The sequence below is a fragment of the Idiomarina sp. genome (assembly GCF_048265525.1).
Classification (GTDB): domain Bacteria; phylum Pseudomonadota; class Gammaproteobacteria; order Enterobacterales; family Alteromonadaceae; genus Idiomarina.
In genome coordinates this window covers 45,074-71,871 of sequence record NZ_JBLXBI010000007.1, presented here as the reverse complement: position 1 = coordinate 71,871, position 26,798 = coordinate 45,074, and the positions used below count along the sequence as shown (strand labels likewise).

Annotated in this window: 28 protein-coding genes and 1 riboswitch; of the genes, 15 read left to right on the top strand and 13 right to left on the bottom strand. The window is 45.5% G+C overall.

The window, feature by feature from the left end; translation table 11 throughout:
- Nucleotides 1–48 precede the first annotated feature (48 nt).
- From ACN0TF_RS13080 to ACN0TF_RS13060, 5 genes are all read left to right on the top strand, one after another.
- Entirely contained in the window at nt 49–420 is a 372-nt protein-coding gene (locus tag ACN0TF_RS13080; RefSeq protein WP_417442262.1) for a cation transporter, read from the top strand.
- A gap of 27 nt (nt 421–447) precedes the next feature.
- The gene (locus tag ACN0TF_RS13075; RefSeq protein ID WP_417442261.1) at nt 448–906 is read left to right on the top strand and encodes an ATPase; all 459 of its coding nucleotides are present in this window, start codon (nt 448–450) and stop codon (nt 904–906) included.
- Nucleotides 907–985: 79 nt separating this feature from the next.
- On the top strand, nt 986–3,247 hold the full coding sequence (locus ACN0TF_RS13070; RefSeq protein ID WP_417442260.1) for a heavy metal translocating P-type ATPase: 2,262 nt from the start codon (nt 986–988) through the stop codon (nt 3,245–3,247).
- 37 nt (nt 3,248–3,284) lie between these two features.
- On the top strand, nt 3,285–3,638 hold the full coding sequence (locus tag ACN0TF_RS13065; protein ID WP_414019082.1) for a cupredoxin domain-containing protein: 354 nt from the start codon (nt 3,285–3,287) through the stop codon (nt 3,636–3,638).
- A 212-nt stretch (nt 3,639–3,850) separates the two neighbouring features.
- A complete protein-coding gene (locus tag ACN0TF_RS13060; RefSeq protein ID WP_414019081.1) occupies nt 3,851–4,294 on the top strand; it encodes a hypothetical protein in 444 nt (147 codons plus the stop codon).
- A 143-nt stretch (nt 4,295–4,437) separates the two neighbouring features.
- Here the strand turns inward: ACN0TF_RS13060 and merR are convergent, their stop codons facing one another.
- The gene (gene merR, locus ACN0TF_RS13055) at nt 4,438–4,872 is read right to left on the bottom strand and encodes an Hg(II)-responsive transcriptional regulator (protein WP_278355095.1); all 435 of its coding nucleotides are present in this window, start codon (nt 4,870–4,872) and stop codon (nt 4,438–4,440) included.
- A gap of 74 nt (nt 4,873–4,946) precedes the next feature.
- Between merR and merT the strand changes: the two genes are divergently transcribed.
- From merT to merA, 3 genes are read left to right on the top strand one after another with little or no spacing between them, the layout of a single operon-like run.
- Nucleotides 4,947–5,297 carry a mercuric ion transporter MerT gene (gene merT / locus ACN0TF_RS13050; protein WP_414019080.1) on the top strand — a complete coding sequence of 117 codons (351 nt, stop codon included), beginning with the start codon at nt 4,947–4,949 and terminating at the stop codon, nt 5,295–5,297.
- A gap of 13 nt (nt 5,298–5,310) precedes the next feature.
- On the top strand, nt 5,311–5,607 hold the full coding sequence (gene merP / locus ACN0TF_RS13045; protein ID WP_414019079.1) for a mercury resistance system periplasmic binding protein MerP: 297 nt from the start codon (nt 5,311–5,313) through the stop codon (nt 5,605–5,607).
- A 5-nt stretch (nt 5,608–5,612) separates the two neighbouring features.
- A complete protein-coding gene (merA, locus tag ACN0TF_RS13040) occupies nt 5,613–7,016 on the top strand; it encodes a mercury(II) reductase (RefSeq protein ID WP_414019078.1) in 1,404 nt (467 codons plus the stop codon).
- Between the two features lie 234 nt (nt 7,017–7,250).
- Here merA and ACN0TF_RS13035 read toward each other — a convergent pair whose 3' ends face one another.
- The 7 genes from ACN0TF_RS13035 to ACN0TF_RS13005 form a co-directional block, all read right to left on the bottom strand.
- A complete protein-coding gene (locus tag ACN0TF_RS13035) occupies nt 7,251–7,409 on the bottom strand; it encodes a hypothetical protein (RefSeq protein WP_414019077.1) in 159 nt (52 codons plus the stop codon).
- Nucleotides 7,410–7,487: 78 nt separating this feature from the next.
- Complete coding sequence (locus tag ACN0TF_RS13030; protein ID WP_414019076.1) at nt 7,488–8,135, bottom strand: cation transporter; 648 nt, start codon at nt 8,133–8,135, stop codon at nt 7,488–7,490.
- Nucleotides 8,136–8,298: 163 nt separating this feature from the next.
- Complete coding sequence (locus ACN0TF_RS13025; protein ID WP_414019075.1) at nt 8,299–9,234, bottom strand: cation diffusion facilitator family transporter; 936 nt, start codon at nt 9,232–9,234, stop codon at nt 8,299–8,301.
- A 63-nt stretch (nt 9,235–9,297) separates the two neighbouring features.
- Entirely contained in the window at nt 9,298–12,495 is a 3,198-nt protein-coding gene (locus ACN0TF_RS13020; RefSeq protein ID WP_414019074.1) for an efflux RND transporter permease subunit, read from the bottom strand.
- 11 nt (nt 12,496–12,506) lie between these two features.
- Nucleotides 12,507–13,658, bottom strand: a complete 1,152-nt coding sequence (locus ACN0TF_RS13015) for an efflux RND transporter periplasmic adaptor subunit (RefSeq protein WP_414019073.1) — start codon at nt 13,656–13,658, stop codon at nt 12,507–12,509.
- Between the two features lie 27 nt (nt 13,659–13,685).
- Nucleotides 13,686–14,915, bottom strand: coding sequence for a TolC family protein (locus tag ACN0TF_RS13010; protein WP_414019072.1), 1,230 nt, complete (start codon nt 14,913–14,915; stop codon nt 13,686–13,688).
- Nucleotides 14,916–14,987: 72 nt separating this feature from the next.
- A complete protein-coding gene (locus tag ACN0TF_RS13005) occupies nt 14,988–15,329 on the bottom strand; it encodes a hypothetical protein (RefSeq protein WP_414019071.1) in 342 nt (113 codons plus the stop codon).
- A 125-nt stretch (nt 15,330–15,454) separates the two neighbouring features.
- A riboswitch (yybP-ykoY riboswitch) is annotated at nt 15,455–15,592 on the top strand.
- A gap of 38 nt (nt 15,593–15,630) precedes the next feature.
- On the opposite strand from ACN0TF_RS13005, the gene ACN0TF_RS13000 reads away from it, so the two are divergent.
- Nucleotides 15,631–16,188, top strand: a complete 558-nt coding sequence (locus ACN0TF_RS13000) for a manganese efflux pump MntP family protein (protein ID WP_414019070.1) — start codon at nt 15,631–15,633, stop codon at nt 16,186–16,188.
- 38 nt (nt 16,189–16,226) lie between these two features.
- Here the strand turns inward: ACN0TF_RS13000 and ACN0TF_RS12995 are convergent, their stop codons facing one another.
- The 5 genes from ACN0TF_RS12995 to ACN0TF_RS12975 are packed head-to-tail and all read right to left on the bottom strand — an operon-like array spanning nt 16,227 to nt 20,864.
- Nucleotides 16,227–17,612, bottom strand: a complete 1,386-nt coding sequence (locus tag ACN0TF_RS12995; RefSeq protein ID WP_417442259.1) for an ATP-binding protein — start codon at nt 17,610–17,612, stop codon at nt 16,227–16,229.
- Entirely contained in the window at nt 17,609–18,274 is a 666-nt protein-coding gene (locus ACN0TF_RS12990) for a response regulator transcription factor (RefSeq protein WP_110014390.1), read from the bottom strand. Before ACN0TF_RS12990 ends, ACN0TF_RS12995 begins: the two co-directional genes overlap by 4 nt.
- Nucleotides 18,255–19,838, bottom strand: coding sequence for a phosphoethanolamine transferase (locus tag ACN0TF_RS12985; RefSeq protein WP_110014389.1), 1,584 nt, complete (start codon nt 19,836–19,838; stop codon nt 18,255–18,257). The genes ACN0TF_RS12990 and ACN0TF_RS12985 overlap by 20 nt, the downstream gene beginning before the upstream one ends.
- On the bottom strand, nt 19,819–20,514 hold the full coding sequence (locus tag ACN0TF_RS12980) for a phosphatase PAP2 family protein (protein ID WP_110014388.1): 696 nt from the start codon (nt 20,512–20,514) through the stop codon (nt 19,819–19,821). The genes ACN0TF_RS12985 and ACN0TF_RS12980 overlap by 20 nt, the downstream gene beginning before the upstream one ends.
- On the bottom strand, nt 20,502–20,864 hold the full coding sequence (locus tag ACN0TF_RS12975; RefSeq protein WP_110014387.1) for a diacylglycerol kinase: 363 nt from the start codon (nt 20,862–20,864) through the stop codon (nt 20,502–20,504). Before ACN0TF_RS12975 ends, ACN0TF_RS12980 begins: the two co-directional genes overlap by 13 nt.
- 109 nt (nt 20,865–20,973) lie before the next feature.
- Here ACN0TF_RS12975 and ACN0TF_RS12970 point away from each other — a divergent pair, with 109 nt between their 5' ends.
- The 6 genes from ACN0TF_RS12970 to ACN0TF_RS12945 all read left to right on the top strand — a co-directional run bounded on the left by ACN0TF_RS12970 (nt 20,974) and on the right by ACN0TF_RS12945 (nt 26,738).
- Entirely contained in the window at nt 20,974–22,950 is a 1,977-nt protein-coding gene (locus ACN0TF_RS12970; RefSeq protein ID WP_317498263.1) for an LTA synthase family protein, read from the top strand.
- Between the two features lie 80 nt (nt 22,951–23,030).
- Nucleotides 23,031–23,531, top strand: a complete 501-nt coding sequence (locus ACN0TF_RS12965; RefSeq protein ID WP_110014385.1) for a cytochrome b/b6 domain-containing protein — start codon at nt 23,031–23,033, stop codon at nt 23,529–23,531.
- Between the two features lie 475 nt (nt 23,532–24,006).
- Nucleotides 24,007–24,567 carry a tyrosine-type recombinase/integrase gene (locus tag ACN0TF_RS12960; RefSeq protein WP_414019068.1) on the top strand — a complete coding sequence of 187 codons (561 nt, stop codon included), beginning with the start codon at nt 24,007–24,009 and terminating at the stop codon, nt 24,565–24,567.
- Nucleotides 24,568–24,683: 116 nt separating this feature from the next.
- Complete coding sequence (locus ACN0TF_RS12955; protein WP_322407116.1) at nt 24,684–25,901, top strand: hypothetical protein; 1,218 nt, start codon at nt 24,684–24,686, stop codon at nt 25,899–25,901.
- Between the two features lie 115 nt (nt 25,902–26,016).
- Complete coding sequence (locus ACN0TF_RS12950; RefSeq protein WP_034821469.1) at nt 26,017–26,394, top strand: hypothetical protein; 378 nt, start codon at nt 26,017–26,019, stop codon at nt 26,392–26,394.
- Between the two features lie 11 nt (nt 26,395–26,405).
- Nucleotides 26,406–26,738 (top strand): LytTR family DNA-binding domain-containing protein, encoded by a 333-nt coding sequence (locus ACN0TF_RS12945; RefSeq protein WP_322407117.1) that lies wholly within the window; start codon nt 26,406–26,408, stop codon nt 26,736–26,738.
- The last annotated feature ends 60 nt before the right edge of the window (nt 26,739–26,798 follow it).

Sequence of the window (26,798 nt, the reverse complement as noted above, 5' to 3'; positions counted from 1 at the left end):
AATATCGACTGAAACGTATGGGTAGTTTCAATAAATAGGACAGTACTGATGTCAACTAACGATCATAGAGCCGGAGTGCGGGAAATTAACTTAGTCAATCGCACGTTAAAGCTAAACACTGAGAGGGTGAAAAAAGTTCGCGAAGCGATTAACGAAATCGATCGCTTGGTTGGTCTTGATAGCGTTGCCTTCGACTCTGACCAGAGTTTGTTATCGGTCGCTTATGATGCCTCTAAAGTCAACCTGACTATGATAGAGGAAAAGCTCGGAAAATTTGGTGTTGAAATTAATAGTGGCTGGTGGACGCATTTGAAAGAGGAATACTACAAATTTATTGATCAAAATATTAAAGATAATGCGGAGCACACGCCGTGGAGTTGCCACAGAAGCCCGCCACGTACCAAAATCAAGCGAAAGTAACCATTAATTATAGGTAAGGAGTCAAAAATGCAAATAGAAACAATTAAAGATGTACTGAGTTGGACCGTTGATTTCCACAAAAACCTGAAGGAGTGTGTGACTCACTGCTCTAAACATAACCAAGATGAACGAGCTCGGATGATCCTAAGTTACGTGTCGGGTCATGAGGCGAGCTTAGAGCGAATGGTCGACGGCTTCAAGAAAACAGCAAACCGGAATGCATTAGACACCTGGTGTTATGACTATATTGGGAAACATTCCATTATTGAGCATGGGCATTGTGGTTCGCCTTTTAAAGAATTAGATACCGATCACATTATAGAGAAAGTTGTAAATCATCATGCTCAGGTCATTGAGCTGTATGAACATCTGTACTCACGTGTCGACATAGACAGTGCAAAAGAGCTGTTAGAGACGGTAAAAAACGTTGAAAAAAATGAAATTAAACGAATGGTGCAAACTGCAAATCGATTTTCGGATATGTAGTGAGTGAGGGGTTTATCGTTGGTACTTTGCGGGAAATAGCCGTTGCTTGGCTGGTTTCCCGTCAATAAGGAGCACTGATATGGGTGTAAAAACTGAGGACGTTCGTAGTCGTTCCATTGAGGAACTCATGATCGAGGGAGCCGGTTGCGCGAGTTGTGTTGGCAAAATCGAGAATGCATTAAAGTCTGTATCCGGCGTGGAAAATGCAGAGATGAATTTTGCCCAGCGAACGGTCAGTGTGACGGGAGCAGCAAACCCGAACGCTTTAGTGAAAGCGGTAGAGAAGGCGGGTTATAGCGCTAAAGTAGCCACTTCCAAAAGTGACGATGATGCGTTGGCAGAAAAAGAGCAAGCCGACTGGGCTTATTATAAGCGGCTGATGCGTGAGATGACCGTTGCGCTGTCGTTAGGTGTACCCCTAATGATTTATAGCCTTTTTGTTGGTGAAATGACGGTGACCACTGCCACAGAGCGTGTGACATGGTTAGTCGTAGGCATTCTAACGTTAGGTGTACTTTACTTTTCGGGCAAACACTTCTTCGTCGGTGCCTGGCAATCTTTGAAAAATCATTCCGCGAATATGGATACGCTGATTGCGCTTGGTACTGGTACCGCCTGGTTGTATTCCATGGTGGTTGTACTGGTTCCGCACCTGGTTCCGGAAGTGGCGCGTCACGTTTACTTTGAAGCGACTGCGATGATTATCGGTTTGATCAATTTGGGGCTGGCACTTGAACTGAAAGCTCGTGGGCGAACGTCCGAAGCCATAAAACGTCTCATTGGTTTGCAGGCTAAAACAGCTAGGGTGGTTCGTGACGATAAACAATTGGATATCGCTATCGAAGACGTACTCGAAGAGGACGTAGTACGTGTTCGTCCTGGAGAGAAAATTCCTGTCGATGGAAAGGTTATAGAGGGAAATACTACCGTTGACGAATCTATGTTAACGGGTGAACCCATGCCAGTGGAAAAAACGGTTGGTGATGACATTGTGGCGGGCACGATAAATAAAAGTGGCTCCTTTTTGTTTCAAGCGACGAGAGTCGGTAAAGATACAGCACTTGCTCAAATTATTAACATGGTGAAACGGGCGCAAAACTCTAAGCCCCCAATAGGTCGTCTCGCCGATATTATTTCAGCTTACTTTGTGCCAGTCGTTATGATTATCGCTGTTATCAGTGCTCTAGCTTGGCTTAACTTTGGGCCTGAGCCGGCACTGGCCCTTGCAGTCGTATCAGCAACGACTGTCTTGATTATTGCATGCCCTTGCGCATTAGGCCTGGCTACGCCTATGTCGGTAATGGTGGGTGTTGGAAAAGCCGCCGAGGCAGGTGTGCTGATTCGCAATGGCGAAGCACTGCAAACAGCGTCGAAAGTATCGGCTATGATCCTTGATAAAACGGGCACTATCACACTTGGCTCTCCCAAAGTCACCGACGTATTAGTAGCGAGTGAGTACGATGATCAAACAGTACTGCAACTTGCAGCGACACTTGAGTCTGGCTCTGAACATCCGCTAGCACAGGCGATAGTTGAGTCAGCAAGGGAAAGAGGGATTAAGACAAGTAAGGTTTCGAACTTCAACGCCATTGCTGGTCATGGTGTGGAGGCGGAAGTTGATGGGAAGTCCCTCCTTTTTGGTAATGAAAAGCTGTTACGTGAACGTCAAGTTGAACTCGGGAACTTTGTTGAAAAAGCCCAGGGCTTTGCTGCTGAAGCTAAGACGCCCATGTACTTTGCCGTTGATAATGAGTTGGCTGCAATAATTGCAGTCGCTGACCCAATAAAAGACGACTCTGTCGCTGCCATTAAGCGTTTGCAGGATAACGGTGTGAGAGTAGTGATGCTTACTGGTGATAATCGCGCGACAGCAGAAGCGGTCGCTGGAAAAGTAGGAATTAAAGAATTTTTTGCTGAAGTTCTACCGGAAGAAAAATCAAAAAAGGTTCAGGAACTGCAGATGGAAGGCGAAATTGTTGGCATGACGGGAGACGGTATTAATGATGCGCCAGCGCTAGCTATTGCCAATGTAGGCTTCGCTATCGGCACTGGGACGGACGTCGCTATTGAAAGTGCCGATATTACATTGATGCGTGGGTCGTTGCATGGGCTTGCCGATGCGGTTGCGGTGAGTAAGGCGACACTGCGCAACATTAAGCAAAACTTATTTGGTGCTTTTATTTACAACGTAGCAGGTATTCCTTTTGCCGCAGGCGTTCTGTATCCGTTTTTTGGGATACTTTTGAGCCCGGTTATTGCGGGCGCCGCAATGGCTTTTTCTTCGCTTACGGTAGTGAGCAACGCAAATCGGTTGCGCTTTTTTAAAGCGAAAAAGCACTAATGTGTTTTCTAATTATAGCTCTTTCAGGAGAGTAAACATGCTATTTATTAATATCGCAGGCCTTGTATTAATTGCGCTGATTGTTTGGTGGTTTTGGTTTTATAAACCGGCGGAGAGACAGGTGGAAGAAGGGGAACTTGTCATTACAGTTGAAAACGGAATTTACTCACCATCACGAATAAAAATATCAAAAGGCAAGCCGACGGAGCTTAAGTTCCTTCGGAAAGATCAGTCCCCTTGCTCTGAAACCTTGCTCATTCCCGAACTGGAAATCAGTGAAACGCTGCCTTCTAACAAATTAAAGCTAATTCAAATACCAGCACTGGAACCCGGAGAGTACGACTTTCACTGCCAGATGCAAATGTATCGGGGAAAAATCGTTGCCGGTTAAATGGCTCAAAACGAGCAGGTGACAATATGAGTCATTAAATTTTTGTCAACTTTGATGACATTCAATTTCATCAACGACATTGAATAATTCGGCGATGAATATCGCCGCTATATGGAGTCTACGTCAGCGCGGGTTCAACGATTTAACTATAGTGAAATAACGTCAAATTAATGAAACCAATACAATATGGTCATAATCAAGAGGGGAATACAATGAAAAAAGTACTTTCAGCTTTAACGATCACAGCTTTAATGGCCTATCCTGTCTTTGCTGGTGCACAGCATAAACATGGTGATGATCAAAAAGGTTCAATGAGTGGAATGATGCACCATGAAAAAATGACATCAATGCATGAGCACATGCAGGAAATGCGCGACGCTATGAAAAAAATAAAAAGCGAATCTGACCCCAAGAAGCGTAAAGAACTCATGCAAAAACATATGGAGTCAATGCAGAAGGGAATGCAAATGATGAACCATGGGATGGATAAGGGCATGAATAAGGGAGAACATAAAAAGGGAGATCAAGCAGAGTCAACGGGCAAAGAGCATATGATGAAAAAAATGAAAATGATGGAGCATCGAATGGATATGATGCAAAAGATGATGGAGCAAATGATGGAACACCAAAGTGAGGAAAAGAAGCAGGGTAGTTAGGCGATATAAGGCATGTGCCTAAGCTTAAGTGCGGCTATTTATAGGAATAAATAGCCGCGTTTTTGATTTGCAATATTTTTAAGGAAAAAATGATGCAAATAAATTTGGCTCGGCCGCGGAGACTAGTTGGCTATTTAAGCGCTTTACGATTTCTTTTTAACGGTATTTTCAAGGCCTTCATTAAGGGAGGCCATTAAAGGACAATAAACAGCGCCCTGTTGGGCGCTGCATTGCTGAACCAGACCACTCAAAGCGCGTTCAATATGTTGTAAATGCGATAGTTTTTGCCTAACGCTAACGAGTTTTTGCTCTCCTAGCTCTCTAGCTTCATCACAATGAACGCCATCCTGCAGTTTTAATAGCTCTGCGATTTCATCCAGGCTAAAACCAAGCCATTGAGACGTGCGAATAAAGTGAAGTCGTTGTAACGCATGACTGTCGTAATGGCGAATCCCTCCGTACGGCTTCTCCGGCTCTGCCATTAACGCTCTTCGCTGATAATAACGAATTGTCTCGACATTTACGCCAGCGGCGGCGGCCAGCGTACCAATTGTCATCAGCTCTTGTTTTTCTGACATAACGGTTGACTCCGTACCTAGATACGGCTCTAAGGTTAGCATAAATCAATACACTTACGCAGGAGGTTATTGTTATGCCAAACTCTAAATCTGGACGAGGTTCTCTTATTGCGGGCGGCGTTGCAGCGTTATTGGCTTCAGCGTGTTGTTTGGGACCGCTGTTGTTACTCTCTCTCGGCGTGTCCGGTGCGTGGATTGGAACCCTGACAGCACTTGAGCCATATCGTCCGGCATTCATTGCCATTGCACTGATTGCTTTGTTCTTCGCCTGGCGCCGGATATACCGTCCTGTTGGTAATTGCGGGCCTGACGATATTTGCGCAAGGCCAAAAGTGCGTACGGGTTATAAAGTGGCATTCTGGCTGGTTGCAGTGCTTATATTGACCGCGTTGTTATACCCCTATGTTGTACCTTTCTTTTATTAAGAGGCAATACACGATGAAAAGATTAATGATCACAACCTTATTGTTCTCACTGTTTAGTTTACCCATTTTAGCAGCTAATCAAACTGTCACGTTATCGGTTCCCGGAATGACGTGTGTGACTTGTCCTATTACGGTGAAAGCGGCACTGAGACAGGTCGAAGGAGTTAACACCGTTGACGTTCGTTATGAAGAGCGGGACGCAACGGTGACGTTCGACGATGCGAAAACCTCCGTTGAGGCGTTGACTCAAGCAACCACTGATGCGGGTTATCCATCCACATTGAAAAAAGCCTCGGTGACACAGGAGTAAGGTTTATGCGTGATAACAATCTGCATATTGCAGTGATTGGTAGCGGTGGCGCAGCCATGGCTGCCGCCCTGAAAGCGACTGAACACGGTGCCCGGGTGACACTAATTGAGCGTGGTACTATCGGCGGAACCTGTGTCAACATTGGCTGTGTTCCTTCTAAAATCATGATCCGGTCGGCTCACATTGCACATCTTCGCCGGGAAAGTCCGTTTGATGACGGCCTAAGCGTCCATACACCTGAGGTGAACCGCTCGGCGCTATTGGCTCAGCAGCAAGCACGTGTGGAGGAGCTACGCGAATCCAAGTACCAGAGTATTCTCAGCGACAATGTCGCGATTACCGTCCTCAAAGGCGAGGCGCGGTTCGTGGGCGAGCGCACGCTGACGGTTGCGCTCAGCGACGGTAACGAGCAAACCGTGACATTTGACCGGGTTTTCATCGGTACCGGCGCCCGGCCGGCAATACCGGCTATTCCCGGTTTGTCCGATACGCCTTACTTAACTTCAACAAGCGCGCTAGAGTTAACACATATCCCGGAGCGACTTGCTGTTATCGGTGGTTCGGTGGTCGCACTCGAGCTTGCTCAGGCATTTAGTCGTCTTGGTAGTGAAGTAACGGTTTTAGCACGTAGTCGGCTGTTATCGCAAGGCGACGCGGATATCGGTGAAACCATCAATGCTGCTTTTCTCCGGGAAGGTATCAATGTGCTTGAAAATACTGAAGCGAGTGAGGTTGTGTATGATGGGCAAACATACACTATGCAAACCAATCAAGGCGTACTACACGCTGATCAGCTTCTGGTGGCTACGGGGCGTACTCCGAATACTGAAACGCTTAACCTAGCGGCGCTTGGCGTTGACACTGAGCGCGGTGCTATAACGGTTGATAGCGGTATGCAAACCACTTGCTCCGGTATCTATGCGGCAGGCGACTGTACCAATCAACCCCAGTTTGTATACGTGGCTGCCGCAGGGGGCAATCGAGCGGCTATTAATATGACGGGAGGCGATGCCAGGCTTGATCTTAGTACCATGCCCGAAGTTATTTTTACCGATCCCCAAATTGCGACTGTTGGTCTCTCTGAGGCAGAGGCTGAGGATCAGGGCTATGACACCGATAGCCGCACACTGAATCTGGATAACGTGCCGCGAGCACTGGTTAATTTCGATACCCTGGGGTTCATTAAAATCGTAGCCGAGCGCCGTAGCGGGCAACTTTTGGGCGTTCAGTGTGTGGCCGGAGAAGCGGGAGAGCTGATTCAAACCGCAGCGATGGCACTTAGAGCTAAAATGACCGTTGATGAAGTCGCTGATGGGCTGTTCCCATACCTGACAATGGTGGAGGGTTTGAAACTCTGTGCCCAAACGTTCAGCAAAGATGTGAAACAACTGTCTTGTTGCGCGGGTTAAGTGTCATGGTTACTGCCCTGCATCTTGACCGCCGAAAATGCCCATTAGTTCTATTTTGCTATCACTAACCCGAAGGTAAATACTATCAACACCAAAAACACACTTGCGGTAACCTCTACGAATATGATCGATGGTAGGATAGTTTGGTGGGTTGCTAGCTATTTTTTCGAATGGCTCAAATAAACGATAAAAATAGTTGCCGCCTGCCGTTAGCCAAACGTTAAGTAACCATAATTATAAATGCGGTTTGAATTCTTGCAGCATTTCTTCTGGAGATTGATCAGTAAATCCGTTTGCTTCCGCTGACTTGAGTTTTTCATTAATTGCTTTAGCACGGCGAATGAGATCGCTAACCAATTCGTTTTTGCTATTGTATTCACCGAACTTTTGCACGTGATGACAAAGCCAAAGACCACTTTGCTCGGTTAATGTAATACTTTGTCACGTGTTATATAGCGTGTTACTAAGGTTTTATCCGCAACAGCCGGATATATCGGTTTTCTCGCCAGCTTTTACGGCTATAGCGTCTTTAATTATGCAAATAGCGGATCGCAAGACAATAATCGCTATAACGGTTGCAATGACTAAGTCAGGCCAAGCCATATTGAGTTGTGCCACTAACAAGGCCGAGACAATAACGCCGACGTTCATGATCATGTCATTGCGTGAACAGATCCAGCTGGCGCGGATATTAATATCACCGTTTCGTGAGCTGTATAAAAGTGCAAAGCAAGCTACGTTTACAACGAGCGCCAGACCAGCAACCCATAACATCATATTGGCATTAGGTTCACTGCCAAATGCTAAGCGTTGAAACACATCGGCTAATACCAGTAACGCCAATAAGGTTTGCAGCGTGCCATTAAAAATGGCCGCATTGGCTTTATATTTAATGGCTTTGCCAACTGCATACAAACTGACGGCATAGACCAACGTATCGGCGAGCATATCTAGCGAATCGGCGATAAGCCCACTGGACTCGGCTAACCAACCGGCAATGAACTCGACGAAAAACATAACGCCATTAAGGACTAATACAGTCCACAACAACCGTCGCTGCGCTTTATCGATATGAGCTTGCACATTACTACCAGACGAACTGCCGCAGCAAGATGACATGTCACTTCCCTTAAGTTAACTAATCGTTACCGTATTTTATCAGACGTGGCGATGAGTTTCTTTACTGGTTTTCGCTGAAACATGCGTAACAACAGATAAAGAACGGGCAAATCAACGCAAAAATTTTAATTCGTAAATTCAGTGGGCTTATCACAGAATAATCCTATGTCGATTTTCGATGACCATATAATGCCGCTTCTTTATGCGCGAATTTGGGATGCTCAAACTCCAACGTCGAATGCGTAATATTGAATCGCTCGCTGAGTACTGTTTTTATTTCTGCCTTTATGGACTCAATGCGATCCCAGCCTTTTTCGGTGAGTACGACGTGGGTGTCCAATGCTGAAGTATCCTCTTGCATCTGCCAAAGGTGGATATGGTGCACATCGTCTATTCCGTTGATATCGCGCAAAGCTTCAATGACCAACTCTCCATCTAATTCTGGCGGGCAACCCAGCATTAGCGTCCGGATTGGTTTGCCAATTTCAGTAAAAGAAAGGTAGAGAATATACACTGCGATACCAATTGTGATTGCTGCATCTACCCAATGGATGTCGTAAAGAATGATAAGCGTACCGGAAATAACGACAGCTACTGAAGCCAACGCATCTGAGAGGTTGTGCAGGAATAAGGCTCGAATATTTACACTGCCTTTTTGTATCGAATAAGTGAGAAAGGCGGTTAAGGCATCTATTATCAGTGCTATACCGGCGATAATAACTACAGTCCATCCAGCTACATCTGGTGGATCGATGAGTCTCATCCCCCCTTCATAAATTAAGTAAAGTCCGATAACGATGAGCGTGGTGTAATTAATCAACGCAGCAACCACTTCTATTCTTTCATAGCCGAACGTCATGCGAGAGTCTGCGGGACGGCGTGCAATTTTACGCGCGGCGAATGCAATAATTAATGCCGCCATATCTGAGAAATTATGCAGTGCATCTGCAATGAGTGCTAAGCTGCCAGAAAGGATGCCACCGATAATTTGCGCTATGGTTAAAAGGCCGTTAGCCCATATAGCGATGCCGACACGGCGGTCACCATTTTTAAAGTCTAAATGAGCATGACCGTCATCTGATTTATGATTATGTGCCATGAAAAATCCTTATTTAAGTACGAGGGACAAACACAGTTGTCCCTCTTATTAATAGCCAGTTAACTAACGACTTGAATCCTTAATTTTTTGTTTTGAAAACCAAGGATAAAGTACCGGCAAAACAACCAACGTCAAAAAGGTTGCGGATACCAGACCACCCACAATGACGGTAGCCAATGGCCGTTGGATTTCAGCACCCGCACCGGTTGCGAATAACATGGGTATAAGACCCAGCGCTGAGGTAATAGCCGTCATTAATACCGGGCGCAGTCGCGACCACGCGCCATCAAACACGGCATCCTTAACCGCGTGCCCGTCGGTCAAGCGTTGGTTAATGCTTTCGACCAAGACCACACCATTAAGTACGGCGACACCAAATAAGGTGATAAAGCCAACCGCGCTGGGTACCGATAAATATTGTCCGGAAATAAATAAAGCGACAATACCTCCAATAATTGCTAACGGCACGTTGACTAAAATCAACATTGCCTGACCCAGGGTTCCGAACGCAAAGTAAAGGAGTAACGCGATTAACGCCAGCGATATAGGCACCACAATGGATAGACGCTGTTGAGCCCGTTGTTGGCTCTCAAACTGACCACCAATATCAACGGAATAGCCGGTGGGTAAATCGACATTGTCATCAATTGCTTGTCGAATATCGGCAACAACACTGCCCATGTCACGACCTTGAACGTTGGATTGAATAACTACCCGGCGCTGTACGTCATCACGACGAATTTGCGGAGGGCCGGATTCAATCGAAACGTTAGCCACTTCACCCATTGTTACCCACGCACCCGATGGAGCTTGTAACCTAAGTGAACGTATCGATTCGGGGGTATCACGAAACGATTCAGCTAAACGAACGTAGATGTCGTAACGCTCATTTCCCCGAATGATTTGCCCGGCACTGGCCCCGCCAAGGCCGTTATCTACTACGCTGAGCACATCCGATACATTCAGGCCATAGCGGGACAACTGACGTCGCTTAGGTGATACAACCAGCTGCGCTTCCCCTTTGATTTGCTCCATGGCAACAGCAACGGCACCATCCACTTGTTTAACTGCGCTCTCTATTTCCTGTCCTTTTGCGGCAAGCGTATCGAGTTCAGGGCCAAACAGCTTTATGGCAAGTTGCGATTTCACGCCGGACAAGAGTTCATCAACCCGTGTTGCGATAGGCTGCGAAAAGTTGAATAGCAAACCGGGATGTTCATCCAGTTTCGCTTCCATTTTTTCTTGCAACGCATAGCGATCAGATGCAGTTGTCCATTCAGACTGCGGCTTAAGTCCTACGTAGATTTCAATGTTACTAATAGGCTCAGGGTCACCGCCGACTTCGGCCCGGCCAATACGGCTTAGCGCATAGGTGGTTTCTGGAAAAGACATTAAGATTTTTTCCAGTTTCGGCGCTACTTCTAACGCTGTTTCCAGGTTCGATGACGGGGCTAGTGTTACACGAATATTAATCGTGCCTTCTTCAAGCTCAGGCGCAAACTCGGTACCGAGTCTTGGTACCAGAAGTAATGCTCCAACGAACAAAACTGCAGCGACACTGACGATCAGTTTTTTGCTTCGTAGTGCCCATGACAGCAGTCTTTTATAACCGGCATCCAGCGGTTTCAGTAGTTTATTCTCGCGGGGGCGAATCCCTTTACTGAAAAAGTAACTGGCAAGCGCTGGTACCACCATAATAGCGACGAATACGGCTGAAACGATGGCCAACATAATGCTTATCGCCATAGGCTCGAACAGCTTAGCCTCAACACCTTGAAAGCTAAATAGCGGCATAAATACAACTAAAATGATCATGGCAGCGAAAAAGACGGGGCGTGCGACCTCATTTGCGGCTTCTTTTATTCGCAGTTTTATGCCGTGACTGTCGAGTCTGGCCGCCTGTGGATCAGGATCTCGGTATTCCGTTCGTTGCTTGGCTTCTTCTCCGTGTTCGACATCCGGTCGGCTCAAGTGTTTAAAGATGTTTTCAACCATCACTACGGAGCCATCGACCAGCATACCGATAGCGACAGCGATACCTCCTAACGACATGAGGTTTGCTGACATACCCATTGCAGACATCACCATCAGTGCGATAGCAATGGAAACGGGAATGGATAATAGCACTAAGAAGGTGGCTCTCATATTGAGCAGAAACAGCGCTAATACCGCAATAATGAAGACAAAGGCAATCAGCAGCGAGTATGCGACAGTTGACACGGCCTTCTGAATTAAATCGGCTTGGTCGTAATAAGGCTCAAAAATCACCCCTTCAGGCAATGCCTGTTGAATAAGCGGGATGCGCTTTTTGACACCGTCTATAGTTGCTTTGGTATTCGAACCCATGCGTTTAAGTACAATGCCGGATACTACTTCGCCGAGCTGGTTGACTTCACCATCCACTTTTCGTGACATGGATACTGCACCCTGACGAATCTCGCTGCCAACTTCGACATCGGCTACCTGACCTAAAGTGACAGAGACGCCATCAACTGTTTTTAACGGAATCTGGCGCAGCTGTTGCAGCCCCTCCTTACCACTGCCAAGCCAGCCGGTGCCTCGAATCACTAACTGCTCCTGCCCGCGCGGCATATACCAGCCGCCGACATTACCATTATTTTTTTCTACGGCAGCCATCACGTTCTGCTGTGATAACCCATAAGACAAAAGTTTGGCCGGATTTAAGTTAACCTGATATTGCTTAACCTTACCGCCGAAAGAGAGTACCTCGGTAATACCCTCAACGGGCATAAGCAGCAATTTAACCACGTAATCGTTTAAGCTACGCAGTTCCATACTACTGACACCCGAGCCGGGCTCAGCCAGTAACAGATATTGATAAACCTGCCCCAATCCCGAAGAGTTAGGCCCCATTTCTGGGGTGCCGACACCGTCGGGTATCAGCTCTTTTGCGGCTTGTAATCGCTCAAAAACCAGTTGCCGGGCGAAGTAAATGTCGACACTTTCTTCGAATACGACGGTAATACCTGACAGACCGGTTTTTGATATCGACCGAACCTCTTTTACGTCGGGCAGTGCATACATGACCGACTCAATCGGATAGGTAATAAGCTGCTCGACTTCCGTTGCCGCCAACCCCGGTGCCTCGGTGTTAACGGTAACCTGCACGTTAGTGACATCCGGGAAGGCATCAAGATTGAGCTTCGGAATGACAAAAAACGACGCAATACTAATGCTGAATAATACCAATACCAATAACAGGCGATTGGCGACAGCAAACTGAATAATACGCTGAAACATACAACCTCCTGTTAATGGTTATGCGGGTCGAAACCGCCTTTGGCCAGCTGTGAACGAACGAAAAAAGCTCCACTTTCAACGTAGCGGGTACCTTCATCGATACCAGTAATAACTTTCCACGCTCCCTGTTCATCGACTAACTCAACTTCTTTGGGCTCGAACTTGCCGGGTTGGTGCTCAATAAAAATCTGCCAGTCTCCGTCGGGGGCTCGTAATAGTGCTGAATCTTTAACCGCAAGAACTGGCGTATCCGATGTCACTGAAAAATAGACGTCCGCAAATAAACCGGGATGCAGCTGGTCTTTTTCGTTGCTGACTGCAAGACGAACCGTGCGGGTACGGGTTTTATGGTCAATGGTATGCCCTTCTTGAATGACCTTTGCGCTAAAGCTCTTGCCATTAACACTCACCGTTACAGGGTCACCAAATTTAACATTGAGGTCAGCACTGCCGGGCAAGCGGGCATTGACCCACAGTGTTTCCTCTTGCAAAACTTCAACCAATTCATTACCGGCATTGACCTGTTGTCCTTGTTTAAAATCATCACTGACGACAATGCCGCTAATGTCGGCGGTTAGTTGATACTCGCCAATGGGGTAATCTGGCGCTTTTAATCGCTTGATATCATCATCGGACATACCAAAGGCTTGTAGTGTCGCTTTTGCTGATGAAAAATCGCTCCGCGCTTCGACATAACGTTTCTCGCCAACGGTTGTTTGCCCTAATGACTGAACTCGTTGCCATTCATTTAAGGCCACTAGATATTGGCTCTGTGCTTCGGCCATTCGGGCACTGAATAAGGTTGCCAGCGGCTGAGCTTTTTCAACGTGATCGCCAATGCTGACGAAGCGCTTTAATATCGTGGAATCGATGCGGGGGCTGACCACATAGCTATTAAAATCGTTGGCGACGACTTCTCCGGGGGCATAAACCGGGTAATCAACAATCTGCTTTTGCAGTGTTGCTGTCGTAATATTGGCCATCGCTTGTTGCTTCTGAGATAGCTCGATACCGGAACCTTTTTCGTGTCCTCCCTCTTGATGACCGTTTTCCTGCTGATGACTCGTTGACTCTTTGTCTTCTTCGTGGCCATGCTTATCCTGAGCTATTACAGGCAAGCTCAGTGCCAACACAATTGCCGCGTATAATGGTTTAAATGACATAATTTTCTCTCTAATCTGTTCGTGGTTTTATTGATTGCTCAACGGTTGTAACTCAATGGTTTCACTGAGTTTTCCGGAGCGATAAAGCCATTCAATGGCGGCAAGCCGGTATTGAGTTTGTAATCCAATACCCGCGAACTGGCTATCGAGCTGTTGTTGCATAGCCGTCAGATAGTCAGTGGTGGATAAATCACCGGCCAGCCAGGATTGCTCAATCAGCTGCATTGATTCGGCCTGCCGAGCCTGGAAATTCTGCTGCCAGCTTTGCCATTTTTTTTTCACAAACCGATAGTTATTTAGCGATGATTTAAGCGATGCCTCCCACTGCCGTTTTAACGCAATAACACGTTTTTCCTCGGCAAGCGCTTCACGACTGGCGGCCTGAACGGCATTGCTATAATTATTTCGCAGTTGCAGCGGAATACTGAATGTCAGGCCGATTACATTCTCGTTATCGCTTTCACCGGCTTCAACTCCCACTGTTGGATTAGCCGTGGTTAATGAGCGTTTCCAGTCGATATCCGCACGTTTTAACTGCCACTTCAGATAAGCCGCTTTAATGGCCGGATGTTGCTGCCATCGCGCGGTTAAGTCCGGGGTAAACTGGAACATACCCTCGCTAAGCGACAATTCGTTCGCCGCAGTACCGGGTAGTAGAGCATTGAGTTCAGCCTGACTAGACTGTAACTGCTGATAAGCCGAAGCGGTTTGTTGTAACTGACGGCTTAAGGCAAGTAAGGTCAATTGTTCATCAATGGCGCTTAAATCGCCGGCTTTACGCCTTTCACTGACGAGCTTTATGGCTTGTTGCACAAACTGTTCTTGCTGCTGTGCCAAGTCATAACGACGTTTCGCATCAAACCAATGGACATAGGCACTGAGCAACGTTTCCGCATGCTCACTCGCTGATTGGCGGTAAACACTCATTGCTAGTGCCGTCATTGCATCGCTCTGACTGGCACGAGCCTCATTGCCCGTGCTCCAGTCAATGGTCTGACTGAGGCCAACGGCGTAATTGTTGATATCGCCTTCGCGCTCTAGTCTTGAAGACAAGGTTGGGTTATACAAAGGCTGGTTTAACTGCTGCCCTTGCTGTATGAGTGCTTCAGCTTGCTCTTGAGCTGCCTGCACACTCGGGTGCTGTTGTACGGTTTGTTGCCAGCGCTCGGGTAACTGTTGAGCGTTAACATAATTCGTGCAGAGCACGAGACTGACAGCAACAAACACACGTTTGCCGCATATCGATAACGGACGCATAGAGAGACTCCTCGGTCATTTTACTGCGTTAATAATTCAAGTTGATCAGCTGCGTTGCAGCGTTTAAAGCAGTTATGAGGAGATTGGAGGCCGAAACAGCGGTAAAGATAGAGGGTTAGAATAAATTTCATTATAACCAGAGCGAGACGTTTTGAAACGCGGGAGCGCCATAGTTTTTTCTGATTTCATTGCATAAAGATGGAATGAACCGTGGCAGTGACAGCAATGATGACAATCAAAACTGATATCGCCATTAAGAGGAAGTTCTTGTTTATCAATGTGAGATTCGTCGTGCTCAAAGCTAATGTGCTGTTCGGAGGAAGACTGGTGAGACTGGTGCACGTCCGCTACTGCCTGACTGATTTGAGTCAGAACCGCAAACAAAATCACTATGATAAACCCCAGTCTGAACATTATAGCCCTTGGTTTGTAAAGCTATTAAACGATAACGTAATTAATATGGGTTTACAAGAATCTACTTGAGTTCCCAATGTTGGAGGCTTAGCAAAGTTTGTGAAATCTTAGGTTGATTGATAATATAGCGCCTCGTTGGGGAGTAGCCTGTTTCCAAAGTTGGAAGCGTTCGTGTCAACATAATTGGCCACATGCCATGGTGCGAACACCTCTCGGTTGGCGAGACCATCGATATATCCATGCTGAAGGTCGGGCGTGTGGGTATATCGTGGACTCAGAATGCCCGGCCGGAGATAACTCAATGAACCCCATCGCTCTCCTTTTACTTGCCTTTTCTATGTCAACGGATGCTTTTGCTGCGGCTGTCGGTAAAGGAGCAAGTCTTAACCGCCCTCGCTTTTTCGAAGCACTAAGAATGGGCGTGATTTTCGGGACGATTGAAGCAATAACCCCTGTTATTGGTTGGCTAATCGGTAAGTCAGCAGCCTCTTATGTTGAAGCCTGGGATCATTGGGTAGCCTTCTTTTTATTGCTGGCCCTTGGTTTGCATATGGTTTATGAAGGCTTTAGACCCCGCGGAGAAGAGGTAGACAAACCCTCCAGACAATCGTTTTTTAAAGTTTCTCTTACGGCGTTAGGCACCAGCATTGATGCCATGGCAGTTGGTGTAGGCCTGGCCTTTATTGATGTGAATATTTGGCTTGCCGCGGTGCTTATCGGTTTAGCTACAACCCTTATGGTTACTTTGGGAGTGATGTTAGGGCGCTTTGTTGGAGCGGTAATAGGTCATTGGGCAGAAATGTTCGGCGGGATTACTTTAATTGGAGTGGGTTTTTGGATCTTGTTAAGCCACATATAAGAAAAGAGTTTATTAGGATAACGCTATAATTTCACTGTCTAATCTGAATTTGGTAGCTCTATCTGCACTTCAAACCCAGATGGCTGGATATTGTTAAATGATATCTTGCCATGGTGCAATTGTATTATTTTCGAGGTGATGGACAGCCCCAGACCAGAGCCGGCGATATTAGTGTGTTCGCGGAATCGATAAAAACGCTCTCCCATTTGTTCAGTTATTTCGGCGGGCACACCGCTGCCTTGATCTCTTATCTTGATAATAATGCTTGCCGATGTATCAACCGCTTCTATTTGTATAGTGGAGTCTGCCGGTGAAAATTTCATTGCGTTGGATAAGAGGTTGGTCAATGCACTGACTATTAACGCGTTATTGCACGTTATTTTTATTGTGGGAACATCGATTTGCCATTGGTAGTCCTCGACTTGATTGATGGGTAGGCTATCAATCGCTAAGGAAACCAAGGTTTTAATTTCAATTTCATCAAAGTCGGCAGAATTATCCAAACTATCCAGTCGATTTAAACGCAAGAGTTGATTAACTAAATGCGACATCCGCTCTACGGCATGAAAAATAGCTTTACCGGACTGTTTAGAATCCTCCAGAGATTCAGCATAAATAATATTTTCCGCATGTACCTGAATGGCGCTTAACGGTGTGCGCAATTCATGTGACGCATCAGCAATAAAGCGCTTTTCCCGCTCTGAAAACATCTTAATTTGATGTAATAGTTTATTAATTGCCTGTTTTATCGGGATCAACTCTTTGGGCAGGTCGGACTCAATTGGAGACAGGTTATTTAACGCTCTGGCTCTTAAGTCTAAGGCAAATCTGTTAACGGGTTTCAGTACAAGATAAATAATGAAGAGTATAATTAGGCTGATAGGAACCCACATCAATAATAGCGGATATAGTTGTTCTGAAGCCAGGTAGCTACTGAGCTCACTGCGTACATCCTGTCGTTGAAAAGTGCGCACCCAGATGCCTTTAGATTCTGAGAAATAACTGTAAATAAACCATGTTTGCGCATCATTCGCTAACGTATGGTAGCCAGCATCTAAATTTTTAAGTGGGAGTATCTGGAGTTGATTGGTGAAAGCCAACAATTCACCATTGTTACTGTATATATGATAGCCGATTTTTGACTCGTACTTATGGCCGCTAGGGCCCCTCTCATTAGCGGGCTCGTCTTCACCGGTATCATCATAGTTTGATATCGGGATTCTTTTGGGTACTGAGTGAGTTTCCGGGGACGGTGTATAAAATGTTGCTAGCGACTTTGCGGTTTGTGCGAGTTGCGCATCAAAAACTTCATCCAATTCGTGCAGGATATCCCGATAACTGGTCCAGGCTGTAATCGCTAATACCGCAATTACAGCTAAGTTAATGCCAATAACCAATGAGCGGCGAAGCGACCAAAGTTTCATAATGATTCGTCTTTTAATCGATAGCCTAAACCCCGGATGGTGGTTATCAGGCTAGGATCCAGTTTCTTGCGCAAATGGTGAATGTGAACCTCTAACGAATTGCTTTCGTTATCACCATTCCAACCATAACATGCGCTCTCTAGTTGCTCTTTACTCACTATTCTGCCCATATGTAATGCTAATTGTTTAACTAACAACCATTCTAACCGGGTCAAATTGATGACTTTATTGCGGAAACGACATTGTTGTGATGCGATATCAACACTGAGCTCACCGCAGATTATAACATCGTTTAATTGCTGGTTTGCTTTTCGTACCTGAACCCGAATACGGGCTTCTAACTCACGCAGTTCAAATGGCTTTACAACGTAGTCATTGGCTCCCTCATTCAGTGCCAGCACCTTCGTATCAATGTCATCCCAAGCGGTGAGCACGACAATAGGAACTTGTTGGCCTGCCTTGCGGAGCTTTTTGATGAGGGATACCGCATTACCATCGGGTAGGCCGAGATCAAAGATTGCGAGTTCGAATTGGTCGGTTTTGAGAGCACTTTCCGCTTGTGACAGATTCATAGCTAGTTCGACAACATAACCCATACGGTTCAGGCCTTTAATGATACCTTCTGCCAAGGTTTTGTCATCTTCAAGGAGTAGTAGACGCATTCGCATATCTCTCGTTAATCTGCGTTAAATCAAGGTTTGCATTATAAAGTGACGTTTCTACATTAAAGTAACCCAATACAGTATGCGAGAAATTATCATGGCTAATATCGGCATCTGAATTATTTTTCGTCATTTCAAATGTCTTTGTAGGCCAGGTTATCCATGGAATATGACGCTGTTCTTTAGGGGCTAACCAGTTCGGTAAACCATGCAGGTAGATACCGTTATCACCTAGGGACTCACCGTGGTCGGATACATACATCATGCTGCTGTCCAGCTCGTTGTGGCTCCTCAACAACCTAATGACCTGACTGACGAGCCGGTCCGTTATCAATAAGCTGTTGTCGTAGGCATTTATAATTTCGTCTTTTGTGCAGTTCGTTAATTCCCGGCTTTTGCATTCCGGAAAAAATCGTTTGAGTTTTTCTGGTGAACGCTCGTAGTATGCTGGTCCGTGGCTGCCCATTTGGTGAAGTACAATGATTGAATCCTGAGTGATGTTTTGTAACCAGGATTTCAATTCATCAAGCATATCAAAGTCGTAGCAGCCCGTTTCTCCACACCTATTTTCATTCATTACAATGGTATTAATACGGTTACAGACGTCTTTGCACCCGGAGTTATTTTCAATCCAGGTCGCATTGATACCGGCGGTTTCTAAAACATCTAATACATTACTCGAACTTCTGGCGGCGTTGGAATAATTATCAGCCGTTAAAAAACTGAACATACAGGGAACAGAGACAGCCGTGGCTGTGCCGCATGACATAGCATCTTTGTAGCTCAAGAGTTGCTCTGATGTTGCCAGTTCCGAGAGCATGGGGGTTGTCGGCCGATCATAGCCATTGAGTGAGAAGTGATCGGCACGTGCCGTTTCGCCCAATACGACCACCATGATTCTTGGTTTTTCCGAGGCTTTAGTTTGCACTGCGTCCTGCCCCAAAGCGGTAAACTGAGCCGGCTTCTCGAGCTTTTGTCTTACAACTGAGACGCTCGCAGAGACGACATTGAAGGGTGCGATCCGATATTTTATATCCCGATGGTTACGAAATAAGGAGGCAAAGTCGTCATAACTTGTATAAGCAATACCAACCGCTAAAAAGCAGAAGCAGGCTGTTGCAACAAGACTCTGTTTAATCTGTGTTAGCGGTCTTGCTTTGGGGATTTTTATGTACACCAGCAATAAAGAAGGGACGATACCCAGTGCTATTAATGTGATAAAAAAACCGGTAGAAAGTTGGTCTCCTGCCTCTGCCGGATCGGTTTCTATGGTGTTGATAAGCATGTCGGGGTCAATAACAATGCCGTATTGCAACATATAAAATGAGGCTGGTGCAGCCACAATCATTAAAATAATCGCCAGTGGCTTGAACGCATTAACGAACCGGCTTAACGCTAGCACAAAGGCATAAAAACAGAGTGTGAATGCCATTAACTTAAACTGTGTGAATGGTTTTACACCGTAAGCCTCCAAAGCGCTTAACAATGGGCCGGAGTAGGCAAAGGTTAACCAGGTCGCAACGACCGTTAACAGTAGTGAAAAATTAAGGGTTAGTCGTTTCATGCTGTTCACCTATATGAAAAATGAATAACGCGATGCTCCAGCAAATAAAGGCTGTGGCGATATCGTCGACGAAGAAGTGGGCGCCACGCAGTTGTTGTGCAAAGCCGAGGATGAAGCCGACAAGAAGTGACAAAACGGCCGATGTCTTAGCAAGGTCGGGGCGGTTTTTACGCCAGAAAAAATAAAGTCCGATCCACGCAAAACCGATACTCGAATGCCCCGACGGAAAGCATCGTCCAGAGCTAAAGTGACTGTCACTTAACGACCACAAATTAACGTAGGGTTTAGTGCCGCCGTATAGACGCAGATCCCAGGGGCAGTCCATACCCAGAGTGGCCTTGAGGTAATTAACCAAGCCAAAAGACAGTAAAAGGGATAAGAGCAGCAGCACATAGCGACGCCGCTGAGAGTGATTTTTTCCCGGAAAAAACTGGACTAAGGTCAAGGCTAATAGCGAAATGACTGCGATTAGATTGAGGTTGCGCACACCTTCATGAAAAATAGTTTCAGTAACAAAGTGGTGTTTAAGTGACCACTGAAAACCCTCGAGTTGATAGAGTTTATTGGCAACTAAAAACTTGAGATCAAATAATTCTGCCGTTGTTAATACAGCAATAAAAATTAGTAGCGTAAACAGCCAACGTTGCCAGATCGTTGTCATTTTCAAAACGGCCATAATAGCGCTGCCCAAACGATGATGAACTGAAGGATGGCAAGGAATACGGCAGCCGACGCAATATCCTTCGCGCGCCCGCTAAGTTCGTGAAAGTCCTCACCGATGCGATCGACCACAGCTTCGACAGCGGAATTAAGCAATTCAGTAATGAGCAAGCCGGACAGAGACAAAAACATTATTAGTCGCTCTATTAGCGCCAGCGGTGCCAGAATTAAAATAGGCGCTAATAAAATGACCAGTACCACTTCTTGACGGAACGCCGCTTCAAAAAGCCATGCAGCCTTAAGCCCTTTTATGGAATACCGAGTTGCATGAAGTATTCGGATTATTCCGATTTTACCTGGTTTCATGATGATTCCTGTCACGATAAAAACTGCATCCTAAGCAACCAATATTAAGTTCAGCTTAAGGTTCCCCGTTTACTATCCAAACCATCATCAAAACTGGGTTGGATTGTTAATGCATAATGTTTATTTGCTAAAGAGAGGGGGAAGGTCGTTAGCGCACTATCGCACGCTGATTACCGGGTTTGGGCTTGGGTTAATTATTTTGAGTGTCAGCCGTCTACTGCTCTTTATCTGGCAGCATGAGCGCGTAACAGAGGCCGGAAATATTGGCTATCTGATGATGATGGGATTGAGGGCTGACGTTGTTCAGATGGGGTATCTGACACTGCCATTATTGTTATTGGCGCCGCTATTTCTAAACCGCTGGGGTGTCGGGCTTTGGCAGAAAATTCAGGGCATCTGGCTGATTGTTGCTATTACCTATATTGCGTTTATGGAGATATCAACGCCTGCCTTTATTATGCAGTACGATTTGCGGCCTAACCGTTTGTTTATTGAATATTTAGCATACCCCAAAGAAGTGTTTAGTACGCTCTGGGGCGGTTTTAAACCCTGGTTATTTTTAAGCGGTGTGGTTGTGATTGGCTTTTTATATGGGTTAACTAAATTAGCAAAGTGCTTGAATAGATCAACCGGCGTTGGGCACAAACACATTGTCAGTTCGCTGATTGTCTGGCCGGTATTGGTGATTCTTGTTTTTGCGGGGGTTCGTTCAACCCTGGCGCATCGGCCGGCTAACCCGGCCTTTTTCGCGGTGACCTCTGATGCATTGGTGAATAGTTTAATTATTAGTTCAGCTTATTCGGTGGAATACGCAATTTATAATATACGCCACGAGGGGAGTGCTGCCCGTGTTTATGGTAGTGCCTCAATCGAGCAAATACTCAATACCGCGAAAAAACAACCTCACTTAGTCGCGAAGACCTTTCCGTCAGAGCAATACCCAACGGTGCATTTTAATACCGCTTCCCGTAACTACGATAAACCGAAGAATATTGTTGTTATTCTGGAAGAAAGTCTGGGGGCTACTTTTGTTAAAGATTTAGGTGGCATTGGTGTGACGCCAAACCTTGAACAGTTGCGGCAGGAAGGTTGGTGGTTTAAGCAACTATACGCGACGGGAACGCGTTCGGTTCGTGGCATTGAAGCGGTCATTTCAAGCTTTTTACCGACACCTGCACGCAGCACGGTAAAACTCTCCTTGTCGCAGCAAAACTTTTACACAGCGGCTGATTTGCTGTCGCGTAAAGGCTATTTCACCGAGTTTATTTACGGTGGTGAAACACATTTTGACAATATGGGAACCTTTTTCATCGGCAACGGCTTTCAGTCAACACTGGGGCAAAGTGACATCACTAATCCACAATTTTTGGGTAGTTGGGGAGTAAGTGACGGCGATTTATTTAATACCGCGCATCAGCGCTTGGAAGAACTGGGAAAAGCCGGACAACCCTTCTTTAGTTTAGTTTTCACTTCTTCAAACCACGAGCCGTTTGAGTTTCCTGACAATGCAATTGAGCTTTATTCAAAGCCAAAAAATACGGTTGAGAATGCCGTGAAATACGCTGATTTTGCTTTGAGTCAGTTCATTGAAAAGGCTAAAAATAGTGACTATTGGGAGGATACAATTTTTCTGATTGTTGCTGACCATGATACGCGTGTCTACGGCAACGAATTAGTGCCCATTAATAAATTCCGTATACCCGGACTTATTTTGGGTGGGTCGATTCAACCCAGGGAAATCGACTCAATAGCCAGTCAAATTGATTTATTACCGACCGTTATATCGCTTGCGGGTATTTCTGCCTGGACCCCGGCAATAGGGCAGGATCTATCAGCAAAAGATGTACCACCCGCTAATCGTGCGATGATGCAGTTTGGTAGTAATTATGCGTGGATGACTAACGAGGGCGTGGCCATATTAACGCCGGGCGAGGATATGACGGGTCATTACGACGTTCAGAAAAACCGCTTTGTCGCAGATGATAAGACGAATAGCCAATTACACGAAGAGGCACTGGCACATGCGTTGTTGCCATCCTGGCTGTATCAAAATCGGGCTTACTTTGTGCCGGAAGGTCTCAACTAGAGTGCTTATTAGTCTGGTCGCTTAAGATTTTCTTAATAAAGGGTATTCATAATGATTCCTGACAATCAAAAGGGGGCTTTATGAATACCCACTACTCTGGCTTATCAAAGATTAATCACTGGTTCACGGTTATTCTTGTGACCGTTATGCTCACGCTCGGCTATATGATGCTTTTTGCTGCTGAAGAAAGTACCGAAGGTTTTTTAAAAGCAGTCCATATTAGCATCGGTTTTTTTGCGTTCTGGTTTTTGTTGTGGCGAACAACTTACCGCCTAAAACAGGGTTTTCCGAAAACACATTCGATGGATGTAAAAGGAATTATTGCGCGCGGTGTTCATTATCTTATTCTGTTGAGTTTGGTGGTATTAGTTATAACTGGTCCGCTTTATCTTTTTACTGAAAATGAAGCGGTAGTCGTGTTTAACTGGTTTAGCGTTCAGTTTGACTTAACGGCACTAAAAGTTATTCATGAACCTGCGGAAGAAGTACACAAACTGTTTGGCTTGTATCTACTGCCTGTTTTACTGGCGATACACATCTTGGCAGCTACTTTTGAATATCTGGTAAATTCTGAGCAATAATAATTTAAAAAAGGAGCATGTCGTTAGGCATGCCCACAGTCATCGAGTTTGACTGGTCAATCAATTGGCTAACACTTCCGTACCATTGATGCAGAAGTTTTTGAAATTAATTGGTTTGTAGTGGCATAGTTGATTTGGCTACCTAATTAATTAGGCCACTATAGCTTCATTTGAGTAAAGAGAAGTCGGTTCAACGTGAATGAATGCTTGGCTTAGAATATTTTTGTTTATGTAGTCAGCCAATTAAAGCTCCTTATTCGTTTAGCTAGAATTAGTAACGTTAGGAGTCCTTCTCGAATCAGCCTCTAAATATTTGAAACATACATCATCTCGTTGGGCGTAAAGCACAAGGAAAGACGATGTTCCCAAAATGCAATAATGGGAACAAGCAAACCCACTAAAGACGTGTTATTTCCCCCTTTATACCCTCTTAAGTACTCAAAATCACGTTTTAGAGCAAAAAAGGAACTCGATCATGGCCGAAGTGCAAGCGGTTAAAGATCTGGATACCGTAAAGCTGATTAGCTACCTTCTCAAACGAACTTATGGTCAGCAAATTGCTGACGTTTGGGATGTTGGCTTGAACCTGGCATTACGGATCTCGGATCTGCTATCCATCAAGTTTGAAAACATACACGACGAGCGTCTGACCCTGGTTGAGGGGAAGACGTCGAAACAAGCAACCATTAAATTGAACGACAAAGCTCGATCTATTATTGGTCGGATAAAGGAAGAGCACCCTGATCATATTTACCTGTTTCAGTCCTACCGAAATCAATGGTCCATAGGTTTGGACGAGGCCCCGATTAGCCGCCGTTACGTTTCGCGGGCGTTCGCGGCGATAGGGGAGGAAGTTGGTATTAAACTGGGTACTCACTCTATGCGGAAGACCCGCGGTTATCACCTTTATAAAAACACGAACGACATCGCCAGGGTAATGAAGATGCTTCGTCATAGTTCGGAGGCTGTGACGCTGCGTTATATTGGAATCACTCAGGAAGATGTTGACCGAGACTTTGCTGAGCTTGAACTATAGGGCCTAACGGCCCTTATTATTTTTGTGTGATCTAAAACTAACTGTACTGTAACCTCAACTAAAACGATAAGTACGCTTAAGTGTTTAGGTTGGTAACTACGACTAAGGAATTGAGAATGGCAATTTATAGGTGGGGAGGAGCATTTGATAATTTAACGCTCTCGCATTCAATGGTTGAAAATATGGCTAACCGCTTAGAGCAATCCTTTGTTGACCGAACCGCTTTAAATAGCTTAGCGCGAGTCGTCGAGGGTGATATTCAATCATTTGATGATTTGCTAGCAGCTGAGCGAGCAATCAGGGCTTTTTGTTTTCACCAAACGACTCATGAGATTGCTCCTTGCGCGTCTCTTAAAACTATTTTCGAAAATGGCAATTCATTTGAGCAAAGTATCTATCCCAGTACACTCAACCGTCATTGCCTTCAAAGCATTCTTGATGAATGCGGATTTCATGTGCATATAGCGCCAATTGATCAATTAATTGCTTTCGAAAACGAAAGCCTGGAGGAGCGCTTTGTACGACGACAGAATGAAAAAAGCCAAGAGGAAAGTGAGTTTGCCAGGAAATTGCGAGAGTTGGGGCATAATGAACCCGTTTTTGAACTCGATTTTCAAAGACTTCCTCTTATCAAGGTAGCCGAGCATTCGGACGAGTATTTCGAAGATGTTGCACTTACAACAGATAAACAAATAAATAGCTATTTAGTTCCTTTATCTGCAAGTGGGAGAACCGCTTACTTAGGGAATAGGGCTCTTGCTTCGTCATTTGATCGGCTGAAGAATTATAATGGTGATCAGTTTTTCAAAACCATAGACGATTCGTGGGTGGACTGGGCTACGAAAATGGAGCGAGTTATCGATATACCAGTTCCTCCCTTATTGGCGATTGTACTTGATAGAAGTGGCGCTAGAAGTGAAATTCCAGCCAAAATAAAAGAGTTAAGAGCAGAGTTAAGCTATTCCAGCAACCAACTGTGGGAGCTTTTTGATGATGCAGAGTTCCGTCTGGACAGTGAGGCTGTTAGCTATAGAGTTTTGGACGATATTCAATCAGAGGCAAGTAAGCTGTTTGACTCTTGGAAAAAAAGAGGCCGATTTGAGATGCCCTTCAGGTTTAATTTGCTTGGACGCATTTTTCAACAAGATGCCCTTGGGCTTTTAAAAGACGTGAGCTTCGATGCTTTTTCGAGTGACTTAGCCAAGAGTGCAATAAGTGTCGATGCAGCGCAGGTAACTCGACAAAACCTAGCCAGCGTAAACTTTTCGGCCTTAGCAAAAAAGCACTTTAACGATCGAGAACAGACGAAATTGAGTCAGGTTACATTGAGTTAGTACTTAAGATTTTTATGTCTATCTGGTTAATAAGTGAGAGCAAAATAAATCAAACCTATATCACCTAATGGCAGTTACGGCTGCAGTTAATTAACTGTCAATTAGGAGAACATGTATGTCGAACGTAACGGTCGTATACACCAAGTCAGAGCTAGAGCGTGCTATTGAAAGGCAAGACAAAACCATAGCTGTAAAAAGCGCGTCACTGGCTGATGACGTGAAAACATTGAAATCAGCATCGTCCGGTGCCTTTGCGTTGGCTGTTGGTTCAGCTGGGGTTTTTGCTACCAACTTCTGGAATCCGCTGGGGTGGGGCTCAGGTATTATCGGAACCTTATCTACTGGCTCACTGATCACGGCCATTGTGGCGATAGGGCTCAGCACAACGTTGCTGTTTGCTATTTACAACGACTACTCGATAAAGGGGCGAACGTCGATTCGACTGGCTGGTGGTAATAGCATCGATGCTGACCTGGTTATGGAAAGGGACTAGGTATGGGTAGCATGAAGCGAAACATTATCGCTGTTAAAACGCGTCCTGGTGAGGTTCGTTTTGTTGCTGTTGCATCAATAGAGCGTGTGGAGGCGTTTGGTAATTATGTGAAGATTTACTTTGGCAACGAGCGAGTTCTGCATCGAGCAACGCTATCGGATATGGAAGAAATACTGGATGATAGATTCATTCGCATCCACAGAAGCCATATTGTAAAACGTGATCATTTGCGAAAGCTGCTGTCAGAGCTGGGTCGGTACCAGGAAGTCGAACTGGCTGACGAAACAGTGCTTCCACTTGGCGGCAACTATAAGCGCCAGCTAATGCTTGAGCTTGGATTTTAAGGGATAGGCTCAGGGTAAAGTCACCCTGGGCTTATTTTTTCTCATGAAAATTTTTTCAAA